The sequence below is a fragment of the Duganella sp. CF402 genome (genome assembly GCF_900109645.1).
GTDB lineage: Bacteria > Pseudomonadota > Gammaproteobacteria > Burkholderiales > Burkholderiaceae_D > Rugamonas.
On record NZ_FOBG01000001.1, the window covers coordinates 3,763,898 to 3,784,891 of the forward strand.

General features: G+C 58.1%; 13 protein-coding genes. 3 read left to right on the top strand and 10 right to left on the bottom strand.

The annotated features are described in order from the left end of the window. Positions 1 to 740 precede the first annotated feature (740 nt). From BMZ70_RS16875 to BMZ70_RS16915, 9 genes are all read right to left on the bottom strand, one after another. A complete protein-coding gene (locus BMZ70_RS16875; protein WP_092276724.1) occupies positions 741 to 2,441 on the bottom strand; it encodes a GH35 family beta-galactosidase in 1,701 nt (566 codons plus the stop codon). 526 nt (positions 2,442 to 2,967) lie between these two features. Beyond that, positions 2,968 to 3,432, bottom strand: coding sequence for a nuclear transport factor 2 family protein (locus BMZ70_RS16880; protein WP_092276727.1), 465 nt, complete (start codon positions 3,430 to 3,432; stop codon positions 2,968 to 2,970). Positions 3,433 to 3,827: 395 nt separating this feature from the next. Then, positions 3,828 to 5,030: an MFS transporter gene (locus tag BMZ70_RS16885; RefSeq protein ID WP_092276729.1), complete on the bottom strand. Its 1,203-nt coding sequence runs from the start codon at positions 5,028 to 5,030 to the stop codon at positions 3,828 to 3,830. A gap of 387 nt (positions 5,031 to 5,417) precedes the next feature. After that, positions 5,418 to 6,080, bottom strand: a complete 663-nt coding sequence (locus BMZ70_RS16890; RefSeq protein ID WP_165403457.1) for a TetR/AcrR family transcriptional regulator — start codon at positions 6,078 to 6,080, stop codon at positions 5,418 to 5,420. A gap of 97 nt (positions 6,081 to 6,177) precedes the next feature. Then, complete coding sequence (locus tag BMZ70_RS16895) at positions 6,178 to 8,568, bottom strand: beta-glucosidase (protein WP_207231498.1); 2,391 nt, start codon at positions 8,566 to 8,568, stop codon at positions 6,178 to 6,180. 548 nt (positions 8,569 to 9,116) lie between these two features. Further along, positions 9,117 to 10,103 (bottom strand): fumarylacetoacetate hydrolase family protein, encoded by a 987-nt coding sequence (locus BMZ70_RS16900; protein WP_092276735.1) that lies wholly within the window; start codon positions 10,101 to 10,103, stop codon positions 9,117 to 9,119. Then, complete coding sequence (locus tag BMZ70_RS16905; RefSeq protein ID WP_092276738.1) at positions 10,100 to 10,930, bottom strand: cyclase family protein; 831 nt, start codon at positions 10,928 to 10,930, stop codon at positions 10,100 to 10,102. The genes BMZ70_RS16900 and BMZ70_RS16905 overlap by 4 nt, the downstream gene beginning before the upstream one ends. Positions 10,931 to 11,287: 357 nt before the next feature. Further along, complete coding sequence (locus BMZ70_RS16910) at positions 11,288 to 12,247, bottom strand: VOC family protein (protein WP_092276741.1); 960 nt, start codon at positions 12,245 to 12,247, stop codon at positions 11,288 to 11,290. Between the two features lie 25 nt (positions 12,248 to 12,272). Next, positions 12,273 to 13,433 carry an alpha/beta hydrolase family protein gene (locus tag BMZ70_RS16915; RefSeq protein WP_092276743.1) on the bottom strand — a complete coding sequence of 387 codons (1,161 nt, stop codon included), beginning with the start codon at positions 13,431 to 13,433 and terminating at the stop codon, positions 12,273 to 12,275. Between the two features lie 355 nt (positions 13,434 to 13,788). Between BMZ70_RS16915 and BMZ70_RS16920 the strand changes: the two genes are divergently transcribed. Then, on the top strand, positions 13,789 to 14,694 hold the full coding sequence (locus tag BMZ70_RS16920) for a LysR family transcriptional regulator (protein ID WP_092276746.1): 906 nt from the start codon (positions 13,789 to 13,791) through the stop codon (positions 14,692 to 14,694). Positions 14,695 to 14,842: 148 nt separating this feature from the next. On the opposite strand, the gene BMZ70_RS16925 is transcribed toward BMZ70_RS16920, so the two are convergent. After that, a complete protein-coding gene (locus BMZ70_RS16925) occupies positions 14,843 to 17,080 on the bottom strand; it encodes a TonB-dependent receptor (RefSeq protein WP_165403456.1) in 2,238 nt (745 codons plus the stop codon). Positions 17,081 to 17,751: 671 nt separating this feature from the next. Between BMZ70_RS16925 and BMZ70_RS16930 the strand changes: the two genes are divergently transcribed. Together BMZ70_RS16930 and BMZ70_RS16935 are read left to right on the top strand one after the other, a co-directional pair. Next, positions 17,752 to 20,025 (top strand): glycoside hydrolase family 3 N-terminal domain-containing protein, encoded by a 2,274-nt coding sequence (locus BMZ70_RS16930; protein WP_092276753.1) that lies wholly within the window; start codon positions 17,752 to 17,754, stop codon positions 20,023 to 20,025. Positions 20,026 to 20,096: 71 nt separating this feature from the next. After that, a complete protein-coding gene (locus BMZ70_RS16935; RefSeq protein WP_092276756.1) occupies positions 20,097 to 20,990 on the top strand; it encodes an alpha/beta hydrolase in 894 nt (297 codons plus the stop codon). Positions 20,991 to 20,994: the final 4 nt, after the last annotated feature.

Consider the following 20,994-nt stretch of genomic DNA (forward strand, 5'->3'; position numbering starts at 1 on the left):
GACATTGGGTGCCAGATCAGTTGGAATGCAAACGTATTCAACCCAGGTCATCTAGCACTACCAGCGAGCAAGCATGAACAATCGTGGGCTGAAACGCCGACATATTCTTCACCGTAAGGCACAGGCACAACGGGCGATACCCGCGAGGTTGATTCTTTCACCCGAAGACAAAGTATGGCTGAACATGCTGCCGGTCGGGCGGTAATTTAATAGCCCAGAGATTGAAAAACAAGATGCCAGTGGCAAACCTGATTGAGCAAGTTTGTGGGAAGAAAACCTGAAGACCGCACGGCGCGATCCGCTAGCTGCGCTGAGGTGTGGATGCGCTGCACCCGACTGCATCAACCCTCGGCGTGAAGCCTTCAGTCGTATGGCGACAAAACGCTCAGGGAATCTCTGTCTGATCTCTAGATAAGTTTAAGCACACAAGCAGCGCTTGTTCCGGAGAGGCATTTGAACAGATAGTTGCAGAGATGAACTGGCGCACGAATTACCAGGTACGCGCAAGTTCCGGGTGGAAAATCTGACTGTGCCAGTTTGCTGAAAGCAATCCAGGTAAACGATCCTCACCGTTCACGAGGTTGCTAACAAAGACGGCGTGTTGAGTTGCACTGAAAACTGATAATCATCTAGCCGCCCTCCTTCGGCCAGGCCGAGGAATAAGGTCACGGTACGAATCCGAACTTTATCGAGGAGGACGTCATGTTATGACTGGGAAGGAAGTGACCGCGAAGAGTGAATCAGCGCGCAGCTGCCCCAGCTTGCAACAGCTGGATGCGGACCGTAGTAATCTTGTTTAGCGGTAGCAGCGACAGGCGCTGGTCGCCGTTCAGGCGGCGGCCAGGGACCCAGGCACCGCGCTCGAAGCGGCCTTCTTCAACGAAGTCCAGTTCGACAGCCTTGCCGTCGCGGGAAAAGTCGGCCGTGAAGTCGTGGCCGACAAGATAGAACTCCCCTGGATTGCCCGCGATGATGAGACCGAACGGACGGGTATCGGAAAACGACGGGCCGTGAGCGGCATTGACGGTCTCCGCCACCGCAGTGGCGGCTTTCGGCGGAACCGGGATACCAGCATCAAGCAGCATTTTCGCGTTTGTCGCGGCCGTTCCGCGCACTGCGATGTCGTAGCCGGCCAGCCGCTCCATCACGGGCTTGGCATCGTCCAGCAAGACTGCTCGCAAACCATCGTTGCGCTGCGCGGCTGTGATCAGGCGCGCCATGGAGCTCAAGATGGCATAGGCTTGCGAAAGCTGGTTACCCGGGAATCCATCTTCGATACCGAACACGGAGAAACCGAGCGCCCTATGCCGGCCGATGGCCCAGAAAGCGTTACCGGTCTGAAAGCGCGCCTCGGGAATGAAGATAGGGTTGCCGGCTTGGTCGAAATTGGCCAGCGTGCCCTTGAAGTCGTCGATGTAGATGTCAGGTGCATGCAAGGATATCGATGGGGCTGCGGCCTTCCAAATATCACGCACGCGCGGTACCGGGCCGCCGCTGGGGTAGTCGCCTGCTTCCGGCTGCCCGGGTTGCGGACCCAGCCAGGCATTGACATACAGCGGCAACGGCAGTTCGCTTCCGCCATCCTGCACCACGCCATTGATGAAGCGCCCATAGGCCCAAGCCATAAACACCTCGTCCGCTTGCCAGTCTGTGCCGAACACCTCGGCCCAGGTACCCTGTTCCCTGAACTGCTGGCGGCCCCACAGCGAGGCCAGTTCCGGACGCAAGGTGGCACGGTTGCGGGCCAGGTAAGCCATCAGATCGGCAGGTACCTGTTCCTGCCAGTGCCGCTGCGCAAGCGCGGAACGGTCCCGGCTATCGCCCAGCAGACCGATCTCATTGTCGACCTGGATCATCAGCACGGTATGCTCCGGATCGGCCTTCTTCAGGTGGCGCAGCATGGCGGTGAAAGCATTGCGTTCCGCCTCCTGCAGCGTGGTGGAAAATGGCGAAAGTACTGGATTCGGCATCGCCCCCTCATACGTAAAGCGTTGCGGTTTCACCCGGTTGATGGCAACCCTCGGAAAGCGTTCCTGATCCGCCCTGATCCATCCCGGCGAGTAGGTCGAACGCGCATTCTTGAACGATCCGAACCAGATCATCACAATGCGCAGATCGTTCTTGCGCGCGGCGGCCAGTTGACTGTCCAGCGCGCTGAAATCGAATTTCCCTTCGCTCGGTTCGATCATATCCCAGCTGATCGTACTAACCACCGTGTTCAGATGCATCGCTTTCAATTTCGGCCAGATCTGTGCCATATAGGCATCCGATGAAGCGCTGGAATTATGCAACTCGCCGGCCAGCATCAGAAATGGCTCACCGTCCACGAGCAACTGCGTGGTCGCACCACTACGATTCAATGCCGGCAGAGGGTCAGAAGCCAGTGCGAGCAAAGGCGCGGCCAAGGCAGCAACTAGTAATGTAATCAGGTGTTTAAACATACAGTCTCTTTCATTATTAAATTCGTTAGGAAATGTTATCGCACACGGCCGCAAGCCGTAAGCCGAGAACAAGCAGCAACAAAAGCGGAGCGCGGCAAGCACACTGCCACGCAATCGCTGACTCCGTGCTCGTCTTCTGTTAAGCAAGCCCCCGACGCTCTTGGCGGCGTCGCCTCCATCCACACCTGGATCTCGTTGTCGCGCGCCCGGGGATATGTGCATACGACGGAAGCCATGGGTATATCGCTACTACCACAAGAGTTGTGTACGCAGGGACCGATAGTGTTCCCCTAGCTGCGGTCTGACACGTTTCGTAGAGGCCTCTAGTATCGCAAAAGAACATACGCAGTTCACTGAGCAGAGGCCACCAGAACAGATTGTCCTTGCCAGCTATCCTCCACCCCACGGCATACCGGCAATTTTTCATGAAGGCTATACACTATCACTATCGTTTAAATACGGATCGGCCGAGATGCGTGACATACGCTATCTGTGGACATTCACATTGATCTATATAACGACGGTATCAGAAATACGGATGCGGACTCTTCGATGCACCGCCCATCACCTGAAACACATCCCAATGCTCAACGATCTTTCCGTTTTCAAGACGGAAGACTTCAATCACTGCAGCGCTCGGTCCATTCTTGCTCAATGTCCCCTTGAAATGCACGACCGCGATATCGCCATCGACAACGACCCGGCGAACTTCGAATTTCGCATTGGGATCGCGGAGCAAACCTTCCAGCTCCACGATGGCGGGTTCGCGCCCATCGGCGATGTTCGGGTTGTGCTGGATAAGATCAAGTGCAACATAACGCTCATAAGCGGCACGCACTTTACCTTCCTCATACAACGTCCGCACGAACGATATCATCGTGACACGATTCGTGGCAGTCAAGTGAGCAGTCGTAGCGTCGGCGGCCCCAGCTACGGGCCAATGCAGTGTGACAGCGCAAACAAGGGCAAGGCCGTGCAGCCAAAGTTTCATAGGAACTCCTGTTATGTTGGTGTGCGATGCATGAATTGATATGTACTCTGAACCATGCCCCAAGGCGAAGTGTGTAGTCGCGTCTGCGCCGCCCACCACGCGGTTCCCACCGTTATCACACCTCGCTGGCTGCGCACTACAAGGAACAATTAAGGAAAAATCTGCCGGTGCCTTGAATGTTATGCCAACCAAGCGCTATCGACTCTACCTGTTCATTGCGCGACCACCAGCCATCGATGTGACCTATCGCCGGATGATGCTGGGACTCAGGCGGCAACATAGGAAAGACCCGACCATGCTCCAGTACAACGTCAGGCTGTCGGGCGACAGATATCCTGCACCGTGAACTGATCTGGCGGTGCTCAGCCACGCCGCCGCCATGCGACTGCTTCGCGTTAGGGCGCCGGACTAGGGCTCTCGACGGTGAAGCGCATGCGTGCAAACCACACCACCAAGACCAAAGCGACACAGACAAACCCGAAGATGGTGAAGGCATCCTGCAGGGTGCCGACCCACACCCGCACGACATTAACGACGGCTGGCGACAGGAATTGCGCGATGAAGAATGAGCTTGCCCACCAGCCCATTGCCCTGCCCCTGTGTTCGAATGAAAACATGCTCTGGGCCCAGGCAATCAGGATCGGAATTAGCGCGCCATTACCGATTTGCTGCACGAACGCAAAGCCGAGCGCCATCTTATAATTGGCCGAGAAGCCGATGCCAATAAGTCCGATTGCATAGAGTAGGCAGACCACCTGGACCTGGTTGCGGGTGCCGAAACGCGTGGTCATTCCGAACAGAATGGCGCCAATCGGCACACCGATGGTAGGCACGGCGGAGATCAGGCCGATGGAGCGTGGATCGTTGATACCGAGTTCCTTAAGTACCAGCGAGAAGTTGATCACCTGCACATAATAGATGGTCGACAGCAGCATGGTGACACCGCACACCAGTATTGCGACCTTGTAGGGGAATGGTAAGCCCTTCGGGGATTGGGTGTGGCCGCCTGTCTGGCGGTCCGGCTCGAACAAGTACAGGGCGCTGGCAAGCAAGATCGGAACGGCCGCACCATACACGAGGAATGGCCAGTGCCAACCTTGCGCCGCCAAGAAGCCAGAGCCGGCCACCGTCAGGGTGCCGAGGACGGACCCGACAATACCCTGGACCATCAGCCAGCGGTGCCGCTCCTTCTCTTCGAAGTAATCAGCCATCAGTGTATTTACCACGGTGAGCACACCGGCTTCGCCCAATCCTATGACGATGCGACCTCCGACGACTGCCCAGAAGCTATCGACAAAAAATGGAATCAGCCCCCCGGCACCGTAGAAGATCATCGCGTAGAGCATGAGCCTGCGGCGCCCAAAGCGGTCGGCGATAACGCCTGACACGGGAGCGAAAAGCGCAATACACAAGCTTGGGGCTGTGATCAGCAACGGCACCATGAGTCGGGCGTTTGGCACATCAGAGAAATGCGCTAGCAGCGTCGGCAGGGCGGGTGCCAAGGCGAGAATCGCCATGATCGGCAGGAAGCCCGAAAACACAAGAATCCACCCTTGGCGCCAGCCCGCGCGCGGTGTCCGTGAGTTTGCTGCACTCATGATAGTTTCCTCCCATCGCAGCCACGCGCACCAAGTGCGCCCCGCCACGTCACCCCGCCAGTGCTGTCCGTGCCACCAAGGTGCCGGATGATATTAATTTCGTCAATGCACACTACTGCCTCCATTTGCACTTTCAACGCAGCGCTTAAGCGCTGTCAGTAAAAACTCGACCAACGAATAAATCATATCGGCTCTTTGCCATTGGCCAAACCGTTTCTTGCGATTCTCGTCGGCTTATTATGAATAGGTTGCATTCACCGGATGAATGCAATAGTGGACAAATGGCCTGAAGATAGGAGTGAGCCTTAACCACCGTATCCAGTGCCGCGGTACGCAGAATTGAGTTCCCCCATGAGGGGCTAAAGAGGAAGCACTGGGGCGCTGGTGTCAGCGCTTCGACGCGAACAAGAAGAAGGCAAGCACCATGTCGCTCAGGTCGACCAGCAATTCCTGCCATCCGGTCTCGCCGCGCATGCCACCCACACTGTCAAGGCCGAGGAAGCGTGCCTGCGTAGCGTAGATCAATTCCATGCTCGAACTGATCGCACGCTCAGGGTTTGGATGCTGGATCTCACCACTGCAGGTACGCAACAGCTGGATGAACTTGCCGTGGTTGCGGATGGCCGACTTACGACCAGCCGCCGCGATCGCATCGTCGTATGGGGCGCGCAACATGAAGGCGCGCAGCAGGCTGGCATTCTCCTTGAGCAGACTGCCTAGGCCAGCGACGACGGCGGGGACCACCGCGTTAAGCTCATGCGCGTGACTGGCGATGCGCTCTGCCTCAATGGTAAATTGGCTATCGATTTTCTCAAGGAACCGAACCTGGACTGCGCGCAGTAGCTCATCCTTTCCTGAAACGCGGCCATACAAGGTGCCGGTGGACACGTCCGCACGCTGGCAGATGTCGGCCAGGGTGATCTGATCATATGCGCGCTCTCGCAACAAGTCTGTGGTCGCCTCGAGTATGCGTTCAAATGACTGCCGGCTCCGCCCTTGTTTGGGCGCGCGCACGTGAATACTGGTCGACGTTTTAGATGGATCAGTCAATTGGATTAGCAAAGTTGCGGTGAGGGCAGCTATGTGAGGAAATCAGCATCGCATTATAGCAAAGCAGTTTTTTCGAGAAAGCCCGGCGCAAGTGGAGTCACCTAGGACCTTCGGTAACCTCGACAGTCAACGGGAGCTCGGCGCTTGAGCGCCCAATGCGCAGCGCAAGAGGCGCCTGCGCCGCCCCCCTCGCATCACGCCCCTGCCGCAGGCTACGTCCCTCAACGATCACCGAGACGCGGCGCTCCTCGCTGCCGGCTAGCCAGAACTTTTCGAACGCGAGCAGGGCCAGCTCGGGCTGATCGCGGTAAACCTGCACCACCTCGGCGCCCGCACGGGCGCTGGTATTGCGCAGCGTCAGCGACACTAGCCATGTGCAGTTGTCGCGCGGCTTCACGCTCGGCTGACTCATCTCGAATGTCGCATAACCGCGGCCGCTACCAAACGCATGGCGTGCAGCTCTGCCGGCAGCGGCAAGTCCGCGGTACCCGATGCGTGCGCCCTCACTGTAATGCAGGTTTCCATTTTGCTCAGGCTGCAATGACAAGGCCGGGTAATCGCTGTCGTCCTGGGCGATCGTAACCGGCATGCGCCCGCCCGGCTCACGGTCACCGGCCAGCACCTGCGCCAGCGCTGCACCGAACCCCTCCCCGGGGTACCAGCAATGAAGCACGGCTTTTGCCAAGTGCTCCCATGGCGCGTCGAACGCATGACCAACGTTTGTGGCAATCACGGTGTTGGCGTTGGCTGCGCAGACACGCTCAATAAGCGCAATCTGATCCGCCGGCAGGCGAGTGTGTGTCCTATCTTTACTTTCGACACTCGAATCGGACGTCTCGCCCACGATCAGGATCACTGCGTCGACACCACGTGCGCATGCGACCGCCCGCGCCATCATTGCCTCTGCGGTGCCCGGACCGCGAATGCCGAACCACAGGCCCTGACCACGCGCAGGGGTATAGCGCAGCTCTACCTCGACCAGAACCGGCTTGCCCGCTTCGAGCACGAGGCTGACGAGGTCTGCGTCACCGCTCTTGAGCCGCCCCATGACATCGCCAGCTGCAAGCTGCTGGTCGGAGCGGTAGCGCTCCACGCCGTCGACCCGCAGGCGCAAGGCGCCGGTGCCACCGACATAGAAGATATGCACCCCATTCTCGGCCGCGATGAACACACCGCTGGCGCGCGTGGATGCAGGATGCTGGAATGCACCGGCGCCATGCACACCATGCAACCAGGTCAGGGAATTGGTGTCGCGCGTTTCGCTAAAGACGGGATCGCCTTCTAGATCCGGATTGACGAAATAATCAATGGTCATGCCCTTGACGCAGCCGTCACCCAGTGACCGTGCCGGCGTCGTCATCATCCGTGGCAACTTCGGCTGTGGATCCACCCCAGACTCGTATGCGACAATGGCGGCTCCCAAGCGCGCGCGCAGGGCGTCGAGGGGCGGCAACGCATTGGGGCGAACGGCAATTTTTGCAAAGGTTCCGCCCTGAAAGCACGGCGCGCTGGCGTTCGGACCGATGACAGCGATGCGGGGGAAGCGCGCAAGGTCGAGCGGCAGAATGGCGTCCTCATTGCGCACCAGGGTAAATCCGGCAGCGGCGGCGTCGACCAGCAATTCGGCGGCGTCGGAATCTGACAGAGGGTCCCCTTTGCCCGTACTAAAGCGGCGGGCGGCATGGGCCACGCGCTGCGCCGCATCTTGCAGTCGCGCCAGGGGAACCAGCCCTTGGGCGACGGCAGCGGCGCTGCGCTGGCCCAAATAGCGGGCCGGCCCCGGCATTTCGAGGTCAAGCCCGGCAGCAAGCGAGCCCACGGTCGAATGGGTCCCGAACCAGTCGCTCATGAATACACCAGGAAACCCCCATTCCTGCTTGGCAATCGTATTGATAATCGTCCCGGCCTCCGCACACCACTCGCCGTTCACCTTGTTGTATCCAGTCAGCATCCCTGCACAACCTGCATTGGCCGCCATTTCAAACGGCAGCAGGTAAACGTCGCGCAACGTCTGCTCGTCGATCACCGCATTCATCTTGTCGCGCTCGGTCTCGCTATCATTGCAGACCAGATGCTTGGCCACGGCACCGGTGCCGACCGACTGGCATCCCTCGATCCACGCTGCGCCGACCGTTCCGCACAACACCGGGTCTTCAGAAAAATATTCGAAGGCTCGCCCGGCCAAGGGGCTGCGGGCCAGGTTCAGGTTCGGCGCCAGCACGAGGTCGACCCCGCAGCGGACAGCTTCGCCGCCAACGAGTTGGCCCACCCTTCTGACGAGCACACGATCCCAGCTCGCACCCAGTGCGATGGGCGCAGGCGTCAGCAAGGAAACATCACGCTCGTCGATACGCGGGCTGGCAATACCCATCGGTCCGTCGGCCATGGTCAGTGCCGGAATGCCGGCCTCCAGTATGGCCGGCGTTGTCCACATCGAAGCGCCTGCAGTCAACTTGGCCATATCGGCAGTGCACATGTCAGTATTCATATTGCCTTTCAAGAGATAAAGCGTCTTGATCTGCCCAGTACTGCACACAAATCAGAAACAGAATTCTAATTAAGTTAATTTAGCAGCTTATTCCTGTCAATTGCAACATACTGCGCTGTTCCCGCAAATCTAATGTGGTGCGTTGTATCCCAGAAGTTCCCGTTGCCTCTTTGCAGCGCTGACGTTGCGAGCACCCATTACCTCGACTAAGGCGCAGTGGAATTGGCAGACACGGGGACCGGCACTCGGCCGATGATTGCATGACGTTTCCGGCATAAGGGTCGCATCCCGTTGTGCTCACCTTGAGACACCCCGGCTCGCATTATCAGTCCAGTCCGCCAAGGACCTCTCCCGCGTGCAGCGCCGCTCCCAGCCACGCGACTGAGTAACCCTTTCTTAATCAGTTGCCGCACCGTCAGGAAGTCGCCATCCCAACGGTGGTTTTGGAAGACCGACAATTGCAGCGTTTTCTGGTCGGCCAGTCCAACAAGTGCGCGCGCGTCGGCTGCATTGCGCATGAAGGGCTTATCGATCACCACACGCTCGTGCTAGTGACCATCGGAGCGGACTACCTGCTGGTCGATGACACCGAAAGGCAGCGTGCCATCTGATGCACACGCCTGCATGCGGACGCGGTCACCGAAACGCATGAATTCCGTGTGCGCCTCACCGTGATCAAGGATCTCGATCACGCGTCGTTCGGCGATGCAGGCGGACCCCACATCGCGCGCCTCATTCGATACTGTGCCCGATCCGATGATAGTCCCGGAACTCAGGCGGCGCGTGCGCGCAGCATGGGCAATGAGTTCGCCGAAGCTGAAATTCATTTCGCTCCCGTTCGGGTGACCGAACGCAGTGCCGTTCCACGTTATTGCCAAGTCAAGATGGACTCGTCCGTCTTTCCAAGCATTGCCAAGCTCATCGGGCGTGACCGCCACAGGCGCGAAGCTTGTCGACGGTTTTGCCTGCAAAAAGCCGAATCCGCTCTTCATTTCGCGAGGGCCAAGTGCGCGCAAGCTCCAATCGTTAAGCTGCACCAATAGGCGCACTGCTGCAAGTGCTTGCTGCGCCGTCGCCCCCATCGGCACGGGCCCCGTAATCACGCCAAATTCGCCTTCGAAGTCAATGCCGAGTGCTTCGTCCGGCAAAGCAACATCACTCTGCGCACCAATAAAATCATCAGATGCCCCTTGATACATGACCGGTACCGTGTCGAAGTCCGGAATCGGCGGAGTATTGAACGCCCGTTCCATCAGCCTGCCGTGGTTTAGGAACGCAGAGGCGTCGCACCATTGGAACGTGCGCGGTAGGGGCGCCATGCAGCGGGCCGCATCGAACGCGTCGGCATACGCCAGGAGGCCGCGATTGAGCTCGTCGGATAATTGTTGCAGTTGAGGCAGCACGGATTCCCAGTGGAGAAGTGCGTACAGCAAACTAGGCACGATTGACGAGATGTCGACGGTGGAACTAAGGTCGCGCGACACCAGCATCGGGCAGCCGTCCGGCTGGCCGTTTTGATAGCTTGCCAGCTTCATGGAGCGCGCTCCGCACAGCTGCGCGGCAGCGACAGGAGGGCATCGTCGATGATGGCGACCGCACGGGTCCAGCCTGCAGAGCCGCGCCGGACCTTGTGCGGGAAGCAGCTGATGTAGAAACCGGAAGCAGGTAGCGATTCCAGGTTGTGCAGCTTCTCCAAGTGGCAATAGCCAATGTCGCGTCCGGCTTTGTGGCCTTCCCAGATCAGGGACTTGTCGCCTGTCTGTGCAATCTTCTTTGCGGTGTAGGAGAACGGAGCATCCCAGCTCCACGCATCCGTGCCAGTCAGGCGCACCCCGCGCTCCAGCAGGTACATGGTCGCTTCATAGCCCATGCCGCAGCCAGCAGAAACAAAGTCGTTGTAGCCGTAGCGGCTCCCCGCACGCGTGTTCACTACGACGATGTCGAGCGGCGCGAGCGTGTGCCCGATGCGCTGCAGTTCGGCTTCCACATCGGCGGCGGTGGCGACGTAGCCATCCGGGAAGTGGCGAAAATCGAGTTTCACACCCGGCTGGAAGCACCACTCCAGGGGAACCTCGTCGATAGTGATCGATGGTTTCTTTTCACCGTTCTTTGCATCCATGGTGGAATGAAAGTGATAGGGCGCATCTAGGTGGGTGCCGCTGTGCGTGGTCATAGTGACCCATTCTGCAGCTGCGGCCTGACCGTCAGGGTAGTCCTCTTCAGTCGTGCCGGGGAGCATCACCATGAATTCCTTCAGGGTCTCCGTGTGTCCCTGGTAGGTAATCTTCGGCGCCAGTGGCGGCGGGTCGGACAGAACTTCGTTCTCCAGAAAAATGGAGAGGTCGACAAAGGTGCGGCTCATGGTGTCTCCTCCTCGCCGCCAAGGCGAATGTAATTTGTCGTTCGGGCGCGATGCCAAACACAACTCGCTGCAGCGGCTGCCCCAGACGGGGCCGAGCACGCAAGCGCCGCTTTTGATATCAAAAAGGGCACCATGCGCAGCGCACACGATCTGGGTGCGCCCGCCGTTCAGGTACGCGTCCTTGCGCCAAGTCATCGGCTGGCCCTCATAGTGCGGGCAGAATCGTGCCAGCCATACACGACGCACCGTAACGCACTAGCAACACCGTATCGTGTCCGATTCACCCGGGATCAAAACCGCGGGAATACCCTTCCGCGAGCTAGTCCTCGCTGCAAAGCAAGGCTGCGTCGCCCGTGATCAGTGTCGTTCGCCCGGACCTGGGGCGCGCGACGGCGGGCCGCCCGGCGCCCACTTGTCGCGCTGCTGGAATAAGAAAAGCTGCGACGCATCCGCACTCATGGTCTCGGCGCGGGCAAGCCATTTCGCATCGTGCAGGTCCATGTCGGCGTCGTATTCGACGTGGCAACCCAACGGGCTGTTGAAGTACCAGAACCAGTTGGACCCCATCTTATGACGGCCAGGCCCCCAGAAGGACTGGTAGCCTTTGTTTACAAAGCGCGTTCCAGCCTGCATGACCTCGGTCGGGCCGCCCATGTGGAACGTGAAGTGCTCGCACCCCTTCATAAACGGTGGGGTTTGGATCAGGAACAAGGTGTGGTGGTCGAGCGTGCCTGCGGGACGCAGGAAAGGACCGGCACCTAGGAGCCGATCTGTGCACACGAAGCCGAGGCGTTCCACGTAAAACGCTTCGGCCTTGGCTGCATCAGGCACGAAATAGACAACGTGCGACAACGAACGCGGCAGCGCAGGCGCATTCTCCTCTACACCGACCGCATTGATAGCCCGCCCAGGCGCGGCGCCTGGTGCATTTACGCCTTCCGCCGGCAGGTCGAGCTGACGCCGCACTGTCACTTGAAACGCGATCACAAAACCCATGTCGTCAACGCTCTCGATACCTCCGCCAGCCACCATGCGGACCTCGCGGTCACGCCCGAGCTCCGCAGCGATCGCTTCGAGGGTCGCGGCATCGGCTACACCATAGATAGTTTTTCGCAGCATGGAAGCCGTACCGAGCGAGGCCGGCAGTGTGGGATCATCCTTGTGTGCCAGCACAACGGCAGTGCCATCCAATGCCTCGTAACGCCCCGCGCCGCCAGTGGTCGCAGTCGGCTTGAGACCGTAATCGGTGAGATATTGTGCGCATGCCGCGACGTCATCGACGCCAAAGACCAGCGCGTCAGGTCCAATAATATTCATGCGATGTCTTTCTTGAATAGACTGATTAAAGTGCTGTGCGGCCACCAAGAGTTTCGGCGACCCAGTCGGCGATGTAGGCGCCCGCGTTGGCGGAATTGTCGAAGCTCGAGTGCTGCACTCCGCCTTCGCGTTCCGTGAAAATTTTCAGTTCGCGCTTCGGGCTGTTGACCAGCTGCGCATAGGTGCGTTCCGCCCAGTGCAGCGGAATTTGTGAATCCTTCAGGCCATGTGTGACCAAAAACGGTACCTTGATTCGGTCGAGAATGCCGTCGAGATGCACATCCTCGGCGATGCGCATGAAGTCCTCCTGGTCCTTCGCGCCCCAGACCCAGCGTACGTGCTCCCAGTAATGCGGCACCGGAAAACTACCTTCCTTGGCCAGGCGCTTCTTCTGGACATCGCGCCAGTCGTGATTTGCCCCCCACACGACGCCACAGGCAAAGCGTGGCTCGAAGGCGACGGCGCGCGGACAATAGTAGCCGCCGAGCGAAACGCCTTCTAGGCCGATTCGCTTTGGATCGACAGCGGTGCAGGTTTCGAGCCAATCGACGATCTTGCTAGCCCAGCGCTCACTGTCGACGACCGCATGCATGCCGTACAGGCGCAGGGCTTCCCCGGTGCCCGGTTGGTCGATCACAAGCGAAGATACGCCTCGCTGCGCGAGCCAGCGCGGCATGCCGACGCGGTACTTCATCTCTTTGGTGGAATCGAGACCGTTGATCTGTACAAGAATCGGCGCTGGTCCGTCCACTCCCTCTGCATGCACAAGCAAGCCCGCGATGTGCGCATCTCCATAGGGAATCTCGACGCGTTCGCAATTTTCGCCAGCAAGCTTGATACTGCGGTTGAAGACCTCGATGAATCGGCCATATAATGCGGCGCGTCCGGGCGCGCCATGGCTTTGGAGACGCTCGGCGATCTGGTAATAGGTGGCCGCGCGACCGTACTTATCGCCGGCGGAAATGAAGCGCCCGCGCGCTTCGTCGTCCTCGGCCAAGCCGCACAACTTGTCGGCCATGCGGCTCCAGGTTTCGCGAAAGGCCTTAGTTCCTGCGTCATCGGCCTGCTTGGCCGCGTCCTGCAGCGGCGCGCACATCTCCTCAATTTCGCCAATCCGGGCACCCATTTCAATGGCCAGATCGACGGAAAGATTCCACACGTAGTTAGTAGGGAAGTATTTGAACATGGGCTTCGATGAATAGAAAGAAGTGTGGACTGCAAGGCAGCGACAGAGCGCCACTGTATCGACAAGACCCATGTTGAGTAAAATGGATTTTTCAAATGCCCGACATTGATCGCTTGAATACATCACGAAGCGACGCGCCGTGCATGTCGGTCGCTGCTCGTGGGACGGGCCTAGCGACGCTCAGAAACTGGCAGTGCGATCTATCCGTGCTGTGAATATTGTTCGTTTGCACTTTATAATTTGAAGTATGCTATTTGGGACGCCTTATACGGTGTCTCGATCGCGTGCGAGTGCACACGTGGGCAAGCGTTGGCCGCCGGCCGCGTTACGCCCACCCAACGTCAATGGAAAAACAATGCGATTTAATAAGCTTGATCTGAACCTGCTGGTCATACTCAACGCCCTGCTAACGGAAAAGAGCATTAGTAGGGCAGCCGAGAAAGTACACCTGAGCCAGCCGGCGGCCAGCAATGCCCTCGCACGCCTGCGCGCATACTTCAATGACGACTTGCTGGTCAGCTCAGGACGGCAGTCACTCCTGACACCGCGTGCAGAATCGCTGGTCGAGCCGGTGCGCGAGGTGCTAATGCGCATCGATTCAACCATCGCGACCCCGCCCGAATTTAATCCCTTGACTGAGATCCGTACGGTGACCTTCCTGGTGTCTGATTTCACTTCCACCATCCTGATGCCTGCGCTGCTTGCCGATTTGTCGAAATCGGCTCCGGGCATTCGCATCCAGCTATGCCCACAGACCATGCGCGCCGAGGAAGCCATGGAACAGGGGGAGGCGGACTTCCTGATCATCCCCTCGCAATTCCTAGCCAAGACCCACCCTTCGGTCGCGCTGTTCGAAGAAGAGTACGTCTGCGTCACCTGGGAGGGCAACTCCAAGGTCGGGGACCATCTCAGCCTCGATACCTTCCTGGAATGCGGACACGTGATGGCCAATTTCGGTGGCGATCGCAGCACGACTTTTGACGGTTGGTTTGTCGACAGTTTCGACGTCAAGCGCCGCGTGGAAGTCATGGCACCAACGATGGCGAATCTTCCTGACCTTGTGATCGGAACCGACCGCATCACCACCGTCCAACGCCGAGTAGCGCAGCGTGCGGCCGCGTGGTTGCCAGTGAAGGTTTGGACGCCGCCCATTAAAATCCCACATCTGGTGCAGGCGCTGCAATGGCACAAATATCGCAACAACGACCCTGCCATTGCCTGGTTGCGCAAGCGGGTGATCGACATCGCCGCAAAAATTTAGCGCTCACCCGAAACGAAAAAAGCCGACACGCTGAACCAGGCGTGCTGGTGAAGCGTGTCGGCAAGTCCGGCTCGCAAACAAGCAGGAGGAGACAAATTTTAGGTCGCCGAGGCAGCCGGGAACCTCCCTAGCGCTTACTGATAGAGCCTTAGAAGTTGTAGCGCAGGCGAACGCCGAAGGTGCGTGGCGGTTGGAATTGCAGCGTGTTGACTTGGCCAACATAATTCCGCTGGGAATTGGCAATGACCACCTTATCGGTCACGTTATTCCCGAAGAGCTGGACTTCCCATTCAGCATCATTCGGCTTAAAGCTCAGCAAGGCATTGATGGTGGTATAGGACGGCGAATACGTATCCTTGTCATTGAAGACAGTGTAATAGAATTTGCTCGAATGCTTGGCCGACAACCGCGCCATCAATTCGCCGCTCCCAAGATCAAACGTACGCTGTACGCCAGTAGTGATCACATATTTCGGTGCGTTCGGCAAATCATTGCCGCCGATGTTGCGCAAAACGGGCGGGGTCGCGCCATCGCGGACAACGATGCCATTGCCAAACGTCGCGTCCAGGAACGTGGCATTGACATCGAAGCGCGCCATATCGGGAATGTTGGCAACCAGTTCAGTCTCCAGACCTTTGATGGTCGCTTTGCCGACGTTGAAGATGCCATTACCGGAAGACAATACATTGGAACTCTGCGAGGCTTGGTAGTTGGCGTAGTCTTGGTAGAACAAGGCTGCGTTAAACTTGACCTTGCGTCCTATGAACTGGTTCTTACTGCCGATTTCGAAGGATTTAACCGCTTCGGAGTCATACGGCACCGAAGCAGCACTGCCGTTCGAATTAAAACCGCCAGCCTTGTAGCCCGTGGCGTACTTCGCGTAAAGGAAATTGGTCGGCGACAGCGTCCAATCCATGCCCACCAGATAGGTCGTTTTCGAATCCTCCATCTGACCGTTGCCAACATTGGTGATCGGCGGCGCCCCGATGAAAGGACTCACCAGTGCGCCTAGAAGCAGCTTTGCCTGACCGGCACGCGTCTTTTCGTCGCGCGAATGACGCACGCCGAGGGTCAGTTTCAGGTCATCCTTGACATTCATGCCGACTTGGCTGAACAAGCCCTCGGTCTTGGTATTGACCAGGTAATCAAACTTGATCCCGTAGTTGTTGACATAGGTCGTCGGCAGACCGGGATCCATCGTCACTACGCGAACGCCACTGTCAATGACATTTTTTTCAGTGAAGTAAAAATAGCCTGCCTGCGCGGTGAAGCGTCCCTTGAGAGGTGTAGCAATGCGGATTTCGTGATTGTGCGTGTTGGGATGTTCAGCCTGCAGGAATTGACGCGCACCAGGATAGGCAGGCCCGGTCGTATCCAGCGAATGCGCATATTCTTGCGTGTCATAGCCGCCGGCGTAGGTCAGGGTCAGATCCCAAGGCATGCGGTCGTAGCTAAATTCCCAGCGCAGACGCTCGCCGTCGAGCTTGGTGAAGACCGGGGCCCAGCCAGGAAAGGCCTTCGCATCACCAATCGGCGACACGCTGGCAATCGGGCGCATCGTGGTAGTGTCACCGACGGCGTCGACCTTGTCCTTCTGGTAGCTGACGAGGCCTTCGAAACCGGCCACCGGCTGGAACGCGAGTTGCAAACGCGCCGACTTGGTGTCCTCATCGTCACCCTTAATGTTGATACCGGTGTTGATACCGGTAATGGTGCGATAGCCATCATGCTGGCGTGACACAGCCGAGAATCGCAACTGGACTTTATCGCTCACCGGCACATTGACGGCGCCCTCGAGGTTGCGTGCGTTGTAATTGCCGAACTCTGCACTGAGATATCCTCCCAGCCGTTCGCTCGGCTTGGCAGTGATGATATTGATCAGGCCACCTGTCGAGTTGCGCCCGAACAGGGTGCCCTGCGGCCCTTTCAGGACCTCAACGCGTTCAACGTCATACATCGACGCAGCGATGGAGAACGATCGATTGGTGAAGAAACCATCACGTGCGATCGGCACAGCCGGATCGCCGATTTCAGTGACATCGGTCGAGGCGATGCCGCGGATCGCAACGTATGCGGCGCCAGTGGCGCTGGTCACATTAATACTTGGATCGATCGTCTGTAGCGCCTGCACATTATGGACACCGGCGTCGGCCAGGGCAGTAGCGTTGTACACGTTCAGCGACACTGCAGTTGTCTGGGCATTGGTCCGCACGCGATTAGCTGTCACAACCACAATTGCGTCCTCTGCTTTAGTCGGTGCTGCCACATTTTGGCCTGCGTCAGGGCCACCTTCGACAGGCGGGGCCACTTGGGCAAAGACGGTCTGTCCAGAAATCAGCAACGCTCCGCTGGCCAGCAGGAATCGCAACATACGCTTGTATTGCATGGTTATCTCCAATGTAATCCCCGCGATGCGGGGCATTCTTTTATTGTGAATAGTCAAACGAGCAACGTGCTACGCGAACCATGCCGTGCGCACTGATCAAGCTGATGCGATCGACGGCTTCCCTATCCGATCGGCAAATCCGTCCAGCTCCGTCAGTTCGCTGCAGGCTCGTTAAATAATAGAATCCAAATTCTTGTTATATCGTTTACCGCTCTGCATCAGTCAATTGCCCCACTATTGTTGTACTTGACATGCGAAAGCAGGGATACCACGTGTTGCGCCAAACTGCTGCCACTGGCACCTGCGCACAATACGCCATAGCCATCACTCGTTACTTGCCTTCAAGTGACTACTCTACATATGCTGAACCTCGCAAGCTAACGGATTTTTCCAATAGGCCCTATAGATTTTATGAATACCAACAGGAACGCATACTGCCACAATTCGCCTGCTGCCCCTCATCTTTACCTCGTTACAGCTGGAAAAAATGGGGCTATAAATAGACTAAACAAATACAATAATGAAAATTCTAATTCTTATTGACTCATCAAATGCAACACCCTAGAATGAAACGGACCAACAAATTGAGCGGCCAATCGCGACGTATTGGTCCCGACTTACCGCCGAATTGGAATGCCTCTGCTTCGCTACTTTCTTCGGAATAAGATCACATGGTACTCACCCGTCGTCGTTTCATTCAGGTGACTTCGGCTCTGCCCGCAGCGTCCACTCTTCCATCCGCAGTTGCAGCGGTCGCTGCCAGGGGCTCGCGTCGGGTGGAATCGCTTCTCAAGCGCATGACAATTGAAGAAAAAGTCGGGCAATTGACCTTATATCCGGACGATGTGCGCCCCACGCCCCGTCCCATCAATCCCGATATCAATGCCCAAGCGGAAGCACGAGAGCGCGCCACGTTCCAAGTCGCAGAAATTCGGGCAGGGCGGGTGGGCGCGCTGTTGGGAGGTACGGGGGTAGAGCTCGGCCGAAAATTGCAGCAGGCCGCCCTTGAGTCGCGTCTGGGCATCCCTTTGCTCTTCGGCGCCGACGTAATCCATGGGTTTCGGACGATATTTCCCCTTCCACTTGCACTCGCCTCCAGTTTTGAACCCGTACTGGCAGAACAAACGGCCCGTGCTGCGGCAATCGAAATGACGGCCGTCGGCGTCCACTGGACTTATGCGCCTATGGTGGATGTCGCTCGTGACCAGCGCTGGGGCCGGGTGGCCGAAGGCTCGGGAGAAGACCCGTATCTGTCGTCGCGCTTTGCCGATGCGTATGTCCGCGGCTTTCAGGGCAAGAGCCTCGCCTTCCCACACAGCGTCGCCGCGTGCCCGAAGCATTTTGCCGGTTATGGCGCAGTCCTGGGGGGCATGGAATACAACACCACTGATTTAACTGAACGCGAATTGCGCCAGACGCATTTGCCACCGTTCAAGGCGGCCTTCGACGCAGGCGCGGTGACCACAATGGCCGCCTTCAATGATATCGACGGCGTACCTGCATCCGGCAACCGTCACTTGTTGACTGAAATCCTGCGCAAAGAAATGGGCTTTCGCGGGTTTGTCGTGTCGGACGCGGGTTCAGCGGAAGAACTGGTGGCGCACGGGTTCGCAACTGATGAGAAGGACGCGGCAAAGAAAGCTTTCAACGCGGGCCTTGATGTGAACATGGGCGGTGGCTTGTTCAAGCGTCACCTCGCCGATCTTGTCCTCGGCGGTGCCCTGCCTCAAGCGGCACTGAATGAAGCAGTGCGGCGCGTGCTCATGGTCAAGGAGCAACTCGGGCTACTGGACGACCCATTCCGCTCACTCGACCTTGTGCGTGAGAAGACCCAAATTCGCACGTCTGCGGCACTTGCCTTGGCACGCAAGGCAGCGGTACGCTCTATCGTCCTGGTGAAGAACGAGAAGGATCGCTTGCCGTTGGCAAAGCATGCAGGAATCGCCCTGATCGGCCCCTTGGCTGACGATCCGGACAATCTCGATGGAACATGGGCGCCATGGGCACGCCGTGGTGAAAGCGTATCGCTGGCGAAGGGATTGCGGCAGGCACTCGGCGAAGGCAAGCTCTCTGTGACAAGGGGCAGCGACATCCACAAGGCCATCCCAGGAGGGATCGAACAGGCTGTCGCTGCCGCGAGCGTAGCCGACATCGTGATTCTTGCCTTGGGCGAAGGCCAGGAAATGTCCGGCGAAGCAGCCGCGCGATCGCAAATCGTCGTGCCTCCAGCCCAACAGGATTTGGCAGAAGCAATCGCCGCAACCGGAAAACCGATGGTGGTGGTGCTAAGCTGCGGTCGCGCATTGGCCCTCGAAGGCGCTATCCTTCACGCCGATGCCATCATGGTCACTTGGTTTCTCGGCTCCGAGGGCGGGCATGCCATCGCGGACATCCTGACTGGGAAGGAATCCCCATCAGCCCGACTACCGGTCAGCTTTCCTCAGACGTCAGGGCAGCAACCTTGGTTCTACAACCACAAACCGACCGGGCGTCCCCAGCTTGCGGGCGAGAATGCCTTTTTCAAGGCGCGCTACCGCGATGTCAGCCATGCCGCCCTTTACCCCTTCGGACACGGACTTACGTATTCTGCTGTCGAATACGGGCCAGTCGACGTCGACCTCGCGGAGCTCGCATGGAACGGGGCGATCACCGTCTCAGCAACTATGCGCAACGTCGGCCAGCGTTCAATCGAAGAGACGGTCCAACTGTATGTTCGCGACCTAGCCGCCAGCGTTACCCGTCCGGTGCGCGAATTGAAGGCATTCCGGAAAGTGGCGATGCCCTCAGGAGCGACAACCCGGGTGGCCTTCCAACTGACCCGCCGCGAACTGGAGTTCGTGGGAACAGACCTGAAATGGGGCGCAGAACCAGGCGAATTCCACGTATGGATAGCGCCATCGTCCACGGCAGGCAAGCCGGTCAAGTTCACCCTATTGCCGACTTGACCACTGCGAACAAGTGCGATTTGGAGAATCAACGTGCGCTAATTGCGCTGACAAGATGAAAGGAATTGACTATGTTACGAAACGTTCTAGGCTTGGCGCTACCATTTGCGCTGTTTGCTCTGGCCCCACGGGCTTCGGCAGCTCCGCTCTGCAATCGCCCGGCGATCGACCTGCCTGCACCGTCCGCGACCGACTCTACGGTCGAAACCTCCGCCGTCGACGGAGGCACACTGATCATCAGGAACGTGACACGGCCAACGCTGACAGCCATTCTTCCGCCATCAGATAAGTCAACTGGGGCTGCAGTCATCATTGCGCCAGGTGGTGGTTTCCTGAGCCTGTTTATCGACAAGGAGGGCTGTCAGATTGGCGAATGGCTGGCCGAGCGCGGCATTGCCGCGTTTATTCTTAAATACCGCCTGAATCCGACGCCAGCGTCGCATGAGCAATTTAAGGTAGAACTTCTGAGCCTCATGAAGGGAGGGAAGGCCAGCTTCTCTCGGTCGCTCGACACCACGCCGGATGCATTGGCTGACGGGCTGGCCGCGTTGCGGCACGTTCGCCAGCAAGCTGGTGACTACAAAGTTGATTCAAGTCGTGTGGGTTTCATGGGCTTTTCTGCCGGCGGCTACCTGACTCGCAGTATGGTCTCCAAAGGGGGGGCGGATGTTCCCGCATTTGCGGCGCCCATCTATTCCAAGATGGGCCCTCTGGTAGTGCCTGACAACGCACCGCCGATGTTTGTGGCCATCGGTCAAAAGGACTTCCTGCTCGAAGGTGTGGAGGGCTTTCCTTTAATCGACAATTATCGCAAGGCGGGAAAACCCATCGAGTTTCATTTTTTCTCGGACGATGAACATGGCTTCGGCGCAGGAGCAAAGGGCAAGACCAGCGAAGGCTGGCTGAAGCTGTTTTATCAATGGCTTGAGATGGGGGGATTTCTTGCAAAGGCAGGCGTCCAGTGACGCA

Excerpts from the sequence above, each read along its gene's own strand:
- BMZ70_RS16920 (WP_092276746.1), top strand. The coding sequence starts at position 13,789 with ATGCGATTTAATAAGCTTGATCTGAACCTGCTGGTCATACTCAACGCC.
- BMZ70_RS16895 (WP_207231498.1), bottom strand. The coding sequence starts at position 8,568 with ATGAATACTGACATGTGCACTGCCGATATGGCCAAGTTGACTGCAGGC.
- BMZ70_RS16935 (WP_092276756.1), top strand. The coding sequence starts at position 20,097 with ATGTTACGAAACGTTCTAGGCTTGGCGCTACCATTTGCGCTGTTTGCT.
- BMZ70_RS16885 (WP_092276729.1), bottom strand. The coding sequence starts at position 5,030 with ATGAGTGCAGCAAACTCACGGACACCGCGCGCGGGCTGGCGCCAAGGG.
- BMZ70_RS16930 (WP_092276753.1), top strand. The coding sequence starts at position 17,752 with ATGGTACTCACCCGTCGTCGTTTCATTCAGGTGACTTCGGCTCTGCCC.
- BMZ70_RS16910 (WP_092276741.1), bottom strand. The coding sequence starts at position 12,247 with ATGAATATTATTGGACCTGACGCGCTGGTCTTTGGCGTCGATGACGTC.
- BMZ70_RS16875 (WP_092276724.1), bottom strand. The coding sequence starts at position 2,441 with ATGTTTAAACACCTGATTACATTACTAGTTGCTGCCTTGGCCGCGCCT.
- BMZ70_RS16925 (WP_165403456.1), bottom strand. The coding sequence starts at position 17,080 with ATGCAATACAAGCGTATGTTGCGATTCCTGCTGGCCAGCGGAGCGTTG.
- BMZ70_RS16880 (WP_092276727.1), bottom strand. The coding sequence starts at position 3,432 with ATGAAACTTTGGCTGCACGGCCTTGCCCTTGTTTGCGCTGTCACACTG.
- BMZ70_RS16905 (WP_092276738.1), bottom strand. The coding sequence starts at position 10,930 with ATGAGCCGCACCTTTGTCGACCTCTCCATTTTTCTGGAGAACGAAGTT.
- BMZ70_RS16915 (WP_092276743.1), bottom strand. The coding sequence starts at position 13,433 with ATGTTCAAATACTTCCCTACTAACTACGTGTGGAATCTTTCCGTCGAT.
- BMZ70_RS16900 (WP_092276735.1), bottom strand. The coding sequence starts at position 10,103 with ATGAAGCTGGCAAGCTATCAAAACGGCCAGCCGGACGGCTGCCCGATG.